This is a genomic window from Klebsiella sp. K5-45 (assembly GCF_030128605.1).
In the GTDB taxonomy this organism is placed as follows: Bacteria; Pseudomonadota; Gammaproteobacteria; order Enterobacterales; family Enterobacteriaceae; genus Klebsiella; species Klebsiella quasipneumoniae.
Genome location: NZ_JAKUZW010000016.1, coordinates 1 through 14,635, shown reverse-complemented (window position 1 = coordinate 14,635; position 14,635 = coordinate 1). Strand labels below are relative to the sequence as shown.

Here is a 14,635-nt window from a genome sequence, read left to right as displayed (position 1 = left end):
TTTAAGTCAGTCGCCTTTCTGTATGTAACTCAAGTACATATTAATAATATTCAAGAAATATTATGGAGAGGAAATCATGACGCCATTAGGCCGAAATATTATAGTCAGCTTAACGCTGGCACTTTCTGATTTTCTGAGCTTTGCAATATCAGCATATCTCGCAATGGGGATTTGCTCACTTATTATTCATGATTATGCTCTTTTATTTCCTGGGGAACAACTTGAAGGATGGCTGCTTCTTCATTGTTCATTAGCTCTTTGCTGCGTTGGATGGTACTCTATTAGATTACGGCATTACTTTTATCGTAAAACTTTTTGGTTTGAATTGAAAGAAATATTAAGAACACTTGTTATTTTTTCAGTTATTGAAATTGCTGTTATGGCTTTTACGACGTGGTCATTCCCAAAGTATTTATGGGTGCTAACTTGGATGTTAGTGTTGTTATTAGTACCAATTACTCGAATGTTTAGTAAATGGATATTAGATATTTTTGGACTCTGGAGAAGAGATACATGGATTATTGGAAATGCTCTTAATGCACTAGAGGCATATAAAGCAATAAAAAGCGAAAGAAACTTAGGCTTGGAAATAGTTGGATTTATCTCGATAGATGGTTGCAGCAATAAAGAAAATTTTATTGATGGGTTACCAGTATTACCCAATGACATTGATTGGCTAACCAATCAAAGTAAGCAAACACAATTCATTGTTGCAGTAGAATCTAATCAAGGTGATATTCGTAATGCGTGGTTAAGAAATTTCATGATAAGGGGGTATCGCTACGTATCGGTCATACCAACATTACGTGGCATGCCTCTAGACAGCACGGACATGTCATTTATATTTAGTCATGAAGTCATGATATTTCGTGTGCAACATAGTTTGGCTAAATTGTCTTCAAGAATACTAAAAAGAGCGTTTGATATTATTGGGGCAGTAGCCATAATAATTTTATTATCACCAGCATTAATCTATATATGTAGAAAAGTTAAAAGAGATGGAGGACCAGCAATATATGGTCATGAGCGAATAGGAAAAGGTGGGCGACCATTCAAGTGTTTAAAATTCCGTTCTATGGTAATAAACTCTAAAGAAGTTCTAGATGAATTGTTAAAAAATGATGATGAAGCTAGAAAAGAATGGGAAGCTACATTTAAGTTAAAAGAAGATCCTCGCATTACCAAGATTGGAGCTTTTTTAAGAAGAACAAGTTTAGATGAATTACCACAGTTATTTAATGTTCTTAAAGGAGAAATGAGCTTGGTTGGCCCCAGACCAATTATTACAGCTGAATTAGAGCGTTACAATGACGAAGTAGATTACTATTTGCTTAGTAAACCTGGTATGACAGGTTTGTGGCAAGTAAGTGGTAGGAGCGATGTTGATTATGAGACCCGGGTCTATCTTGATGCTTGGTATGTAAAGAACTGGTCCATGTGGAATGATATTGCTATTTTATTTAAAACAGTGGGCGTAGTACTAAAGAGAGACGGTGCATATTAAATTATATATGCGTAATTAATAACAATTGTGCATTTTTTTACGGATATATAATGGAAAAAGATTATATCATTCTAATACCTTCCTTCAATTCATCACAAAATGAAATAGAGAAAACGCTTGCTAGTACACCATTAGAAGCAAATATTCTAATTGTTGATGATGGTAGTGCTATTCCTTTTCAGGATACATATATTAAATGTAGTATTAAAAGAGAGAACTTAAGTATTTTGCGGTTGGATAAAAATGTTGGGATCGAAACGGCCCTTAAGTTAGGAGTCGAATCTGCCGCAAAGGAATACAAATACATTGCACGGTTAGATATAGGTGACGATGGAAATGAAAATAGATTCCAAATATGTAAAGATTTCCTGAATAATAACAAGGATATTGTCTTAGTCGGCACTTGGGCTCGTTTCGTAAATACTGAGGGTAATCAACTGTTTAAACATCGTCCCGATATTGATGATAAAAATATTAGGAAAAAGATGTTTATTAACAATATTTTTGTACATCCGTCAGTTATGATGAGAACTGATAGTGTATTAAAAGCTGGTAATTATAGTAATAAATATCCTGCTTGTGAAGATTATGATTTATTTTTTAGATTAATGAAATTTGGTAAAGTTGCTAACATCGATATGCCACTGGTCAACTATACAGTTGATTACAATAGTATTTCATCGAAGAAAAGAAAAAAACAAATCATTAATAGAATCAAAATTATAATTAATAATTTTACATTATTTAGAAATGGTGTGTATCCATATTATGGGCTTTTAAGAAATATTGCTATGTTACTTGTTAGCAGGAAATTATCAACATTGCTAAGAAAGGTTAGGAGAGGTTAATGATAATTTGCCTAGTTTGTGAGTCAACGGCTACAGGGACTCTTGCTATGGTTCATATAATTGCAAAAGGAATGCTACAAAAAGGCCATCAAGTACATTTGATATATTCTGTTCGTAGTGATACCCCAAAAAATATCGTTGAACTTTTTGATGGTGTTCAAATGCATTACATTCCTATGAATCCCAAAAAAAGTTTTAACGCTTTAGTTTTATTGAGGAAGACAATAGTAAAAATTAATCCTGATGTCGTTCATTTACATTCCTCGATAGCAGGTTTTCTTGGGCGCATTAGCTTGTTCTTTGACCCTAAATTTAAAGTGTATTATAGCCCACATTGTATTTCATTTATGAGGAAGGATGTTGGGATAATCAAAAAAAGATTTTTTACTTTCCTGGAAAAAATCTCATGCGTTCGGAGAAGTGTATATATTGCATGTTCAAAAAGTGAATTATTGGCTATCAGAAACAAATTACATGAAGATGCAATATTAATTGAAAATGGAATTGATATAGATAAAATAATTGACATAAATAGAAACCAAAAAAAGACTGAGAGTAATATTACCATACTCAATGTTGGTGGCTTGAGACCTCAAAAAGACCCTGTGCTATTTTCAAAACTTTCTGCTAAGTTGTCTAGTGAAAAAATAAAGTTTGTTTGGATAGGTGATGGCGATGAAGATATAAAGCGTCAATTAACAGACTCAGGAACTTTAGTCACTGGTTGGTTACAACAAGATCAGGTTTTGGCATATTATAAAAATGCTGATATTTTCCTATCAACATCGCAGTGGGAAGGTCTTCCAGTAGCAATGATTGAAGCAATGGCTAGCATGAATTGCGTAGTCGCGAACGCATGTGATGGAAATGTTGATCTCATCGAAGATGGTTTAAATGGTTTGCTATTTGATGGAAGTGAAAAGGATGCATATGATAAAATTCATAAAGTATTATCTGATACTCATCTTAGAGATAAATTAGCCTCGCAAGCTCACTATGATTCGGTTAATAAATTTAATAAAAATATTTTTTTAGATAAAATCGAAAAAGCATATGAACTTCATTAAGTGAGAGTGAATAGTAGATGTTAAATAAAAATTTTGAACATTCAAAAATTAAAGTAGCTACAAACCCACCTGATTTAATGATAGTTGAAGATGGTTTCATACTTCCACATAGAAAAGATCATACTGTTTGGGGTATAGGCGGAGTATTAGATGGTAATCAAAACTATATACCTGTATCAGGTTATGATGGTTGGTTTCCATTTGGAGGAAAATATGAATTTGATTCAGACTCTGTAATTTATCAAGATGAGGAAGTAATATGGTTTGGTATATTCACATATCATTGGGGACATTTTCTGGTCGATAATGTTAGTCGGATGTGGTATGTACTGAAAAATACAAATCATAAAATTGCGTATGTGCCTAAGAGTAAGGATATGGACTCCAATTTTATTGAGTTCTTCAAAGCTTTAGGTATAAATGAGGACCGGTTAATTCCTATTAGAATCCCTACAAAATTTAAAACTATATTTATTCCAGAATATTCAAAAAGTGATTATTCATATTCTGATGATTTTACACATATTTTTGATAAAATAGTAAAAACTATTCTATCAAATGATAAAATTGTCAATGATGCTGTTCCCAAAAAAATCTATCTTTCGAGATTGTCATTCAAGGATGCAAAAAGTAAAGAATATGGGGAGGAAAGGATTGAGAAGTTTTTTTTAAACAATGGCTATTCAATATACTATCCAGAGAAAATGTCTTTATTAGAACAGGTACGAATGTGGAATACATGCGAAACTATTGCTTGTATCAACGGAACTATTCCGTTGAACATTTGTTTCTGTAGAAATAAAAACATTGAACTCATTGTATTAAATAAATCATCGATACCACATACTAATCTTTTTGATTTTCAAAAGATATTTGACTTGCCTAACATAGTTTATTTCGATTGCTTTTCGAATAAATATGACAGATACGTCAAATCTCTTGGCAATGGCCCTTTTATTTTGAAGTTAACAAAGGAAGTGCAGTTATATGTCCTGAATAATAAAAAAAATGTCTTCGAGAATGAAACAATAATATATAAAGCTAAAGAATTCTGTTTTTTTGTAAAGCGACTTTGTAGCCTTATGATGATTAAACTCATAAAGAGCTGTTTACGCGTTATATCAAATATTAGAAGATAATGAAATAGAAATATGAGGTTTTTATGGGAAATGTTTTAATCTCATTTGTAATTCCAATGTATAATAAAGAGGATTACATAAGGGAAACAATAAATTCAATCATGAATTCATGTTTGATTAACCAATTCGAAAGTTATGAGATTATAGTTGTTGATGATGAATCAACTGATAATAGTTATGAGAGTATTAAAGACTATATTGCTAGTAATGATATAAAATATTATAAGCAAGTAAACCAAGGGCCATCGGCTGCTAGAAATAATGGGCTTAACAAGGCCTCTGGAGTATATGTTATTTTTGTTGACGCTGATGATATTATTTTACCAAAATATATCTCATTTATAAAATATGCAGCTGAACAAGAGATAAAAAAACCTGTAATAGCTGTTAATTATAGTGAAGAAAATAACCCATCATATGATCATTTTTTGAAAAATAGTGATTCGTCAGAAATTGCATTTGATCATATTTACTATATAAAAGACTTGTTTAATGCATGGAGCGTACATCAGTTTTTTTATACCACATCAGTATGTATATCTAGAAATTTCCTAATTAATAACAAGATACAATTTCCTGAAGGATATAATTCTGGAGAAGACCAATTTGTTTGGTTTGAGTTGGGAAAACTCACTGGAGTGTTGTTCCTTGATCAAGTAGGAGTTATATATAGAAAAGGTGTTGTGAACCAGTTATCTTCAAAATTACCACTAGATGTCGAGATACATGTCAAAAAATTATTGCAGATTGAGCGTTGCACATTCTTTACGAATAATTCAGTTACCCAATTGATTGATAAAAATTATACTTATATTATCGTCAATAATTTCTTATCCAGGAATCGAATCCAAGGTTTAAGATTGCTTTGTGAAAGGAAAAGAATATTATTACGAAAGAAGAGTCTCATAAAATTAGTTTTAGCTTTTGTAGTTCCCTCTATCTATCGTTCATTTAAAGGCAAAAAAAATGTTTAGCACTATAATATAATAAGGAGTGAAGAGTGAAAAAAATTTCTGCTCTATTATTATTTTTCTGGATGTCTTACGCGACTAGTGCAACAATGGGAATCTGCGTGCATCCTGATAGTATGAAAACAAATCCTAGTAATATTATATCTTTGGTTACTAAGTTCAATTTCAAGTCTATCAGAATGGATTATAGATGGTCAGATGTAGAAACTCACTATGGCAATTATCGTTTTGAAGGTGTTACTGAGGATATTTTACAGTTAGCTCTTCGAAATAATATTACACCGTTAATCATTTTGGGTGGATCTAACCATCTTTATGGTAAAGGAAGGCCTTGGGATGATAAAACACAATTAGCTTTTGCAAAATATGCAGAAAACATAGCTCAGCATTATTCCAATAAAAAAGTAATATTTGAGATCTGGAATGAGTGGTCATTAAAGCACAATTATGATCCTAAGTTATCTGACTTTAAAAATTTAGATTCTGCAACAGCATATTATAATCTTGTTAGAATTGTTTCGCCAAAAATAAGAAAATATGGCGGTAAAAATTTCATTATAGTTGCCGGAGGATTTAACCCTACAGATAAAAATGATCAAAATTGGGGAAGTCAGTTAATAAAAATGGGTATTATGAAATATATAGACGGAATTTCAGTACATCCGTATACTGATCTTAATCCTGAGGATAGTTTCATAATTATGGATAGAATGCAAGCTTCGTTCACCGCTAACAATAACGGTAATGTTGTACCTTTGTTTATTACTGAATATGGGATTCCTAATAGGATTGGAACTAAATATACTCAACGATATACTTATACTCTTGCTAAAAGGTTCATTAATGAAGCTTCTAAACGTAGTTATATCCAAGGCATATGGTGGTACGATCTCGTTGATGATGGAAATCAAATTAGTAATTCAGAACATAATTATGGTATATTGACGCAAGACATGAAACAGAAAGAGATATCTCAATTGTTTTTAAAATAGATTAAAATATGGACTTCAGCTATGTCAATGTACATACTTAGTATGTTATTTAATAGTTTTATTTCTTTTTTGAGCGTTATTACACGAGATAAAAAAGCTCATATGCTTTTTAAATTTATTCTTGTGTTAGGGCTTTCTATTCTCCCCGCAATAAAAAGTAAGTATGTCGGTACTGATTCACAGATGTATGTTGGTTTTTTCTCATTACATCAGACATATTCGGAATGGTTGAGTAATGGAACTGAACCAGCCTTTGTTTCTTCTATAAAACTATTGCAGTTTCTGGGTGCCGATAATTATTTCTATTTCTTTCTTTTTTTCTCTTTGATTTTTAATTATTTGATAGTGAATTCTATTTTTAAACTATCAAAAAACATTCCTTTGTCACTTTTAATATTTCTTTCGTATAGTGCTTTATATATATTCCATTTCAATGTATTAAGACAAAGTATGGCAGTTGCTTTTGTTATATTTTCTCTGCGGTACTTATTTACAGCTAATTATTTAAAATTTTATATGGTAGTTGCGATTGCATCTCTTTTTCATTACAGTGCAATATGCACAGTTACATTTCCTATATTATTAAAAATATTAAATTCGCGTCCATTGGTATTATATGCATTTACATTTATTATATTAATTTGTTTTTCTTATACTAGTAATCAAATCTACGTCTTATTAAGTTCTGCAACAGGAGCTAGTCGTTATAGTAATTATGCTGATCTTTCAGCTGGTGATTCGGCTGGGAAATTATTTTTCCTCAATGTAATGTTGTTATTTATATTTATTGCATTGTATTGCAAATTTAAAATAAAAGACTTACAAGATTCCTTCTTCTTATATTTATTTTTTACAAGCGTGGTAATAAACTTTTGCATATCATTTTTGGGTCTTCGCTATGAAGGCGCAGGTAGAATAATTAATTATTTTTCATATTCAAGTATTTTTGTTTTCCCAATTGCACTGTCAAGATTAAAAACATCATTCAGGGTTCTATCTTATTACTTTGTGATTTTATTTTGCGTTTCATTTATAATATTTATGTTATATGTGGCAAATGCTCATGGATTGCTGCCATACACTGTAAATCCCTATCTAAACGACTTGTTATAAGTAATTTAAGGCAAGATTTTATGGATGTTAAAAATAAAGCAATAGCAAAAAATACATTTTTTTTGGTTGTTCGAACTATTATATCCTTACTTATCACTCTATATACAACGCGTATAGTTTTGAAGGAGCTTGGTGTTGAAGATTATGGGGTATTTTCGCTAGTATATGGCGTGGTAATGTTATTTACATTTATAAATACGTCAATGAACGAATCCGTTCAACGTTATTTTGCAGTTCATTATGGCAGGGGAGAATATAAAGATTTAGGAGCTTTTTTTAAAAGTAGTATTTATTTATATTTTTTCATCGCATTATTCTTTTTTATATTTATGCTTTCATTGAGGCATTATGTTATTTTTGATTTTCTGAACATTGCGAACGAAAAGAAAGACGTTGCAAGTAATATTTATATTGTTGCCGTAATAGGTATTTTATTTTCTGTTATGCAAACGCCTTCTAATTCTTTGGTTCTTGCAGCTGAGAGAATGTCATTCTACGCCTACGTTTCAATTTTCGAATCCATATTGAAACTTTTCGCTAGTATCGGTATTACGCTAATAGCACATGAGAAGTTATTTTATTACTCAATACTATTGTTAATAAGTAGTATAATTATCTTCCTCACGTATTCTATCTTTGTTTTTGTTAAATTTAAAAATATTATCTTCCTTGGTGATGCTGATCGTAATAAAGCCAAAGAATTATTCTATTTTTCATTCTGGAATGTTTTGGGTAATTTCTCAACTGTTTTGAGAATTCAAGGGGTTAATATTATTATTAACTTGTTTTTTTCTACTACTGCGAACGCTGCCTATGCTGTCTCTAATTCCATTAATGGTGCTCTTAATTCATTGAGTACTTCATTGAACATTGCAATTAAACCACAGATTTATAAAGCATATGCAACAGGGGATATGGATAGATATTTTCAACTTATTATTCATGGATCGAAATTGACTTTTTTATTCCTCTTTTTGTTGTGTATGCCAATTTTTATTAATCTGCATGGAATATTGACCTTTTGGTTGATTAACCCACCAGTTTATACGTATTTACTTACTTTTATTGTGTTGCTGGTTTCGTTAATAGACAGTCTTTCATTTCCTTTAATGGCGGCATTACAAGCAACAGGAAGAATAAAAACTTATCAACTTATTGTAAGTTCAATAACAATTCTATCAATTCCTGTTATATATTTGCTGTTTAATTTTGGTTTTTCTCTTTATATTCTGGGTGTTGTTTTAATTGCATCTTCAATACTAACTCTATGCATTCGTGTACATTTGCTTGACTTACTGACATCAGTAAAGAAAAAAACGCTCTATTTAAAAGCTATCATCCCATGCTTTCTTGGCGCTGCAATTTCCTCTTTATTAATCCTCTCTTGTCATCGCTTTTTTCTTGATGATGGTATATTTCATATTATAATATCTTCTATATGTGTTGATATAATTACGATCTCTATTTTTTACATTCTTATTTTTAATAGGAAGGAAAAAATGATGATTAATAACTTTGTTTCGAAAATTTTCAGAAAGCTACTTAGGAATAATTAAAATGCAAATTTATTATTATAAAGATTCTGTCGGCAACTTTGGCGATGATCTTAATGGTTGGCTCTGGGATCGATTACTGCCTAATTTTTTTGATAGTGATACCAGTGTTCGCGTCTCTGTAATTGGGACAATTATTAACGAGGTAATGCCTAAGGCTGATAAATGGTTTGTTTTAACTAGTGGGGTGGGATATGGACATTTACCTGAGGGATTTGGTAATGATAACTGGAAAATACTGAGCGTGCGAGGGCCTTTATCAGCTAAAGTATTAGGTCTAGGAAGTGATAAATATATTACTGATGGCGCAGCATTATTAAATACTTTAGCTGAATTTAAGCCGTTACCAGAAAATGAGCGAAGTGGTGTGATATTTATCCCTCATCATCATGCCATCTCAGTTGGTAACTGGGAGGAAGTTTGTCGTTTGGCAGGGGTAGAGTATGTAAGCCCGCAGTGGAATGCCGTTGATGTTATCAATAAGATAAGAAATGCTAAATTAGTAATTGCAGATGCTATGCATGCTGCAATCATAGCTGATGCTATGAGGGTTCCATGGGTTCCTGTTATAACCTCACCTCAGATAAATACATTTAAATGGTTGGATTGGGCTCTCACAATTAATACACCATACAGCCCTATAGATCTTGGGCCATCACATTTTCATGAAAGTTTGAGAAGTAATACCTTAAAGTACTATGGTGAGAAATATAAGTTATCTGATATCTCACCTGAATCAGCAATAAAAGATTTTTATTTTAAAAGAAAATATAAAAGCAGTAAGCTATGGCCGACTTATAGCCGCATTGCAAGAAGGTTGACTTATAATTTGCCATATAAGATCTTGTCTTCTCTTAAGGATTCTGAAATAAAAAATAAAAATTTGGTTTATACTGAATCTGCAGCAGAACGTCTGATTAAAGTTAAAAATAGCTCTGGTTTTTTAAGCGATGATGTTGTTTTTTTCAATAATGTCGATGGCTTACTATCCAAGTTAGATATCCTTAAGCAACATAAATGATTTTTAAAAGATCACCTGTTTTGAGTTTGTATAGTTTGAGGGTTGTATGAATGTCTTAAACATATCGCATTCTCTTGACTTTTGCTTTAGTACTAGGCACTTTTTTAGCTTTGGGTTAAAATAATACTAGTAATTAGGCTACGAACGTATCGTAGTTATAACACCAGACAGGAGTATGTAATGTCCAAGCAACAGATCGGGGTTGTCGGTATGGCCGTGATGGGGCGTAACCTCGCGCTGAACATCGAGAGCCGTGGTTATACCGTCTCCGTTTTCAACCGCTCCCGTGAAAAGACCGAAGAAGTGATTGCCGAAAATCCAGGCAAGAAACTGGTCCCTTACTACACAGTACAGGAGTTTGTTGAATCCCTCGAAACACCACGTCGTATTCTGTTGATGGTGAAGGCCGGGGCTGGCACCGACAGCGCCATCGATTCCCTGAAGCCTTACCTTGACAAAGGCGACGTCATCATTGATGGCGGCAACACCTTCTTCCAGGACACCATCCGTCGTAACCGTGAACTGTCTGCCGAAGGTTTCAACTTTATCGGTACCGGTGTTTCCGGTGGTGAAGAGGGGGCTTTGAAAGGACCTTCCATCATGCCTGGTGGCCAAAAAGAAGCCTATGAACTTGTTGCTCCGATTCTGAAACAGATCGCGGCGGTTGCTGAAGACGGTGAGCCTTGTGTCACCTATATCGGTGCTGATGGCGCTGGTCATTATGTGAAGATGGTTCATAACGGCATCGAGTATGGTGATATGCAGCTGATTGCCGAAGCCTATGCGCTGTTGAAAGGCGGTCTGGCGCTCTCCAATGAAGAGCTGGCACAAACCTTCACTGAATGGAACGAAGGCGAGCTGAGCAGCTACCTGATTGATATTACCAAAGATATCTTCACCAAGAAGGATGAAGAGGGTAAATACCTCGTTGATGTTATTCTTGATGAAGCAGCAAACAAAGGTACCGGCAAGTGGACCAGCCAGAGCTCACTGGATCTTGGCGAACCTCTGTCTCTGATCACCGAGTCCGTGTTTGCTCGCTATATTTCTTCGCTTAAAGACCAGCGTGTAGCCGCGTCGAAAGTGCTGAGTGGTCCGCAGGCTCAACCGGCCGGTGATAAAGCGGAATTTATCGAAAAAGTGCGTCGCGCGTTGTACCTCGGTAAAATCGTTTCCTATGCTCAGGGCTTCTCCCAGCTGCGTGCAGCTTCTGATGAATACAACTGGGATCTTAACTACGGCGAGATCGCTAAGATTTTCCGCGCTGGTTGTATCATTCGTGCGCAGTTCCTGCAGAAGATCACCGATGCTTATGCGCAAAACGCTGGCATTGCTAACCTCTTGCTGGCGCCGTACTTCAAACAGATCGCTGATGACTATCAGCAAGCGCTGCGTGATGTCGTGGCTTATGCTGTGCAGAATGGTATTCCGGTACCGACGTTCTCTGCCGCAATTGCCTACTACGACAGCTACCGTTCCGCTGTTCTGCCAGCTAACCTGATTCAGGCTCAGCGTGATTACTTTGGTGCGCATACCTATAAGCGTACAGATAAGGAAGGCGTTTTCCATACAGAGTGGTTAGATTAGTCATATGTTAATCAAACCCTCGGATATCTCCGAGGGTTTGATTCTTCAATAGTTATTTTTTTAATTAGCTCTAACGTAACCTTCCATTTTTTATTCTTCTTTCTTCGTTTATAAACTGTTAAATCTATTTAACGGTGTTAATGTCATACGCTTCTTATTATTTTATTAATTCGAGTAATTAAAGGTATAAAACTATGAAGATTCTTGTCACCGGGGGCGCAGGCTTCATCGGCTCAGCTGTGGTTCGTCATATCATTGAAAATACCCGGGATGAAGTCCGTGTGATGGACTGCCTGACTTACGCCGGTAATCTCGAATCCCTGGCGCCGGTGGCCGGGAGCGAACGCTACTCGTTTTCCCAGACTGATATCACCGATGCCTCAGCTGTGGCAGCCCAGTTCAGCGAGTTCCGCCCGGATATCGTGATGCACCTGGCGGCGGAAAGTCATGTGGACCGTTCCATTGATGGCCCGGCCGCATTTATCCAGACCAACGTGATCGGCACTTTTACTATGCTGGAGGCGGCCCGTCACTACTGGTCCGGGCATGGGGAAGCGCAGAAGCAGGCCTTCCGTTTCCACCACATCTCCACCGATGAGGTGTACGGCGACCTGCACGGCACCGATGACCTGTTCACCGAAGAGACTTCGTACGCTCCGAGCAGCCCGTACTCCGCCTCCAAAGCGGGCAGCGACCATCTGGTTCGCGCCTGGAACCGCACCTACGGCCTGCCGGTGGTGGTGACCAACTGCTCCAACAACTATGGTCCGTATCACTTCCCGGAAAAACTGATCCCGCTGACCATCCTTAATGCCCTGGCGGGTAAACCGCTGCCGGTATATGGCAACGGGGAGCAGATCCGTGACTGGCTGTATGTTGAGGACCATGCCCGTGCGCTGTACAAAGTGGCGACCGAAGGCAAGAGCGGCGAGACCTACAACATCGGCGGTCATAACGAGCGTAAAAATATCGATGTGGTGCGCACCATCTGCACCATTCTCGACAAGGTGGTGGCGCAGAAGCCGGGAAACATCACCCACTTTGCTGACCTGATCACTTTTGTCACCGACCGTCCGGGACATGACCTGCGCTACGCTATTGATGCCGCGAAAATTCAGCGCGATCTGGGCTGGGTGCCGCAGGAAACGTTCGAGAGCGGGATTGAAAAAACCGTGCACTGGTACCTGAACAACCAGACCTGGTGGCAGCGCGTGCTGGACGGCTCCTATGCCGGCGAGCGTCTTGGCCTGAAAAACTAATAAGGAAGTAAAGATGAAAGGTATTGTTCTGGCCGGCGGCTCCGGCACGCGTTTATACCCCATCACCCAGGGCGTCTCCAAGCAGCTGCTGCCTATCTACGACAAGCCGATGATTTTCTACCCGGTGTCTGTCCTGATGCTGGCGGGCATTCGCGATATCCTTATCATTTCCACGCCTGACGACATGCCTTCCTTCCAGCGCCTGCTGGGTGACGGGTCGCAGTTCGGGGTGAACTTCAGCTACGCCATTCAGCCGTCGCCGGACGGTCTGGCGCAGGCCTTTATCATTGGCGAGAAGTTTATCGGTAACGATGCCTGCGCTCTGGTGCTGGGGGATAATATCTACTTTGGCCAGAGCTTCGGTAAAAAGCTGGAAGCGGCAGCGGCGAAGACCTCCGGTGCCACGGTGTTTGGCTACCAGGTGCTGGATCCGGAGCGCTTTGGCGTGGTGGAGTTTGACGAGCACTTCAAAGCGCTGTCAATTGAAGAGAAACCATTAAAGCCGAAATCGGACTGGGCGGTGACCGGGCTCTACTTCTACGACAATAACGTGGTGGAGATGGCGAAGGACGTGAAGCCTTCGGAGCGCGGCGAGCTGGAGATCACCACCCTGAACCAGATGTATCTGGAGCGCGGCGATCTGCAGGTGGAACTGCTGGGGCGCGGTTTTGCCTGGCTGGACACGGGCACCCACGACAGCCTGATGGACGCATCACAGTTCATTCACACCATTGAGAAGCGCCAGGGGATGAAAGTGGCCTGCCTGGAAGAGATTGGTTACCGTAATAAATGGTTGTCGGCGGAAGGGGTGGCGGCTCAGGCGGAACGCCTGAAGAAAACCGAGTACGGTGCTTATCTGAAGCGCCTGCTGAACGAGCGTTAATGCCTTCTTCGTCAACGACAGGATACAGAGAATGAAGATTTTACTGATTGGCAAGAATGGCCAGGTGGGCTGGGAGCTGCAGCGTTCCCTGTCCACCCTCGGCGACGTGGTCGCGGTGGACTACTTTGACAAAGAGCTGTGCGGCGACCTGACGGATCTGGAAGGTATCGCGCAGACCGTGCGTACCGTCCGCCCGGATGTGGTGGTGAATGCCGCCGCGCACACGGCCGTGGACAAGGCCGAAAGCGAGCGGGAGCTCTCCGACCTGCTGAACGACAAAGGGGTGGCGGTGCTGGCGGCGGAGTCGGCGAAGCTGGGTGCCCTGATGGTGCATTATTCCACGGACTATGTGTTCGACGGCGCCGGCAGCCATTATCGCCGGGAAGATGAAGCGACTGGCCCGCTGAACGTCTACGGTGAAACCAAACGCGCCGGTGAACTGGCCCTGGAGCAGGGCAACCCGCGTCATCTGATTTTCCGTACCAGCTGGGTGTATGCCACCCGCGGCGCCAACTTTGCCAAAACCATGCTCCGCCTGGCGGGTGAGAAAGAGACGCTCTCCATCATTGACGACCAGCACGGGGCGCCCACCGGCGCTGAGCTGCTGGCAGACTGCACGGCGACGGCAATCCGTGAAACGCTGCGTAATCCGGCGCTGGCCGGCACCTATCATCTGGTGGCCAGCGGCGAGACCAGCT

Annotated in this window: 13 protein-coding genes; all 13 read left to right on the top strand. The window is 38.3% G+C overall.

The window, feature by feature from the left end:
* The first annotated feature begins 76 nt into the window (after positions 1–76).
* Positions 77–1,504, top strand: a complete 1,428-nt coding sequence (wbaP, locus tag MKS11_RS24255) for an undecaprenyl-phosphate galactose phosphotransferase WbaP (protein WP_284109732.1) — start codon at positions 77–79, stop codon at positions 1,502–1,504.
* A gap of 50 nt (positions 1,505–1,554) precedes the next feature.
* Positions 1,555–2,352: a glycosyltransferase gene (locus MKS11_RS24250; protein ID WP_284109731.1), complete on the top strand. Its 798-nt coding sequence runs from the start codon at positions 1,555–1,557 to the stop codon at positions 2,350–2,352.
* 47 nt (positions 2,353–2,399) lie between these two features.
* Positions 2,400–3,419 carry a glycosyltransferase gene (locus MKS11_RS24245; RefSeq protein WP_167875391.1) on the top strand — a complete coding sequence of 340 codons (1,020 nt, stop codon included), beginning with the start codon at positions 2,400–2,402 and terminating at the stop codon, positions 3,417–3,419.
* A gap of 17 nt (positions 3,420–3,436) precedes the next feature.
* Positions 3,437–4,558 carry a DUF563 domain-containing protein gene (locus tag MKS11_RS24240; protein ID WP_284109730.1) on the top strand — a complete coding sequence of 374 codons (1,122 nt, stop codon included), beginning with the start codon at positions 3,437–3,439 and terminating at the stop codon, positions 4,556–4,558.
* Between the two features lie 23 nt (positions 4,559–4,581).
* Positions 4,582–5,532 carry a glycosyltransferase family A protein gene (locus MKS11_RS24235; RefSeq protein ID WP_077257245.1) on the top strand — a complete coding sequence of 317 codons (951 nt, stop codon included), beginning with the start codon at positions 4,582–4,584 and terminating at the stop codon, positions 5,530–5,532.
* A 26-nt stretch (positions 5,533–5,558) separates the two neighbouring features.
* Positions 5,559–6,521, top strand: coding sequence for a cellulase family glycosylhydrolase (locus MKS11_RS24230; RefSeq protein WP_094309770.1), 963 nt, complete (start codon positions 5,559–5,561; stop codon positions 6,519–6,521).
* 21 nt (positions 6,522–6,542) lie between these two features.
* Complete coding sequence (locus MKS11_RS24225) at positions 6,543–7,634, top strand: EpsG family protein (RefSeq protein ID WP_072042529.1); 1,092 nt, start codon at positions 6,543–6,545, stop codon at positions 7,632–7,634.
* Positions 7,635–7,654: 20 nt separating this feature from the next.
* On the top strand, positions 7,655–9,190 hold the full coding sequence (locus MKS11_RS24220) for an MATE family efflux transporter (protein ID WP_284109729.1): 1,536 nt from the start codon (positions 7,655–7,657) through the stop codon (positions 9,188–9,190).
* Between the two features lies 1 nt (position 9,191).
* Positions 9,192–10,208, top strand: a complete 1,017-nt coding sequence (locus MKS11_RS24215; protein WP_072057615.1) for a polysaccharide pyruvyl transferase family protein — start codon at positions 9,192–9,194, stop codon at positions 10,206–10,208.
* Positions 10,209–10,388: 180 nt separating this feature from the next.
* Positions 10,389–11,795, top strand: coding sequence for an NADP-dependent phosphogluconate dehydrogenase (gene gndA, locus MKS11_RS24210; protein ID WP_043520418.1), 1,407 nt, complete (start codon positions 10,389–10,391; stop codon positions 11,793–11,795).
* A 194-nt stretch (positions 11,796–11,989) separates the two neighbouring features.
* Positions 11,990–13,054 carry a dTDP-glucose 4,6-dehydratase gene (rfbB, locus tag MKS11_RS24205; RefSeq protein ID WP_284109728.1) on the top strand — a complete coding sequence of 355 codons (1,065 nt, stop codon included), beginning with the start codon at positions 11,990–11,992 and terminating at the stop codon, positions 13,052–13,054.
* A 13-nt stretch (positions 13,055–13,067) separates the two neighbouring features.
* Entirely contained in the window at positions 13,068–13,937 is an 870-nt protein-coding gene (gene rfbA, locus MKS11_RS24200) for a glucose-1-phosphate thymidylyltransferase RfbA (RefSeq protein ID WP_284109727.1), read from the top strand.
* Positions 13,938–13,968: 31 nt separating this feature from the next.
* On the top strand, positions 13,969–14,635 hold a 667-nt coding region (gene rfbD, locus MKS11_RS24195; RefSeq protein ID WP_284109726.1), incomplete at its 3' end, for a dTDP-4-dehydrorhamnose reductase.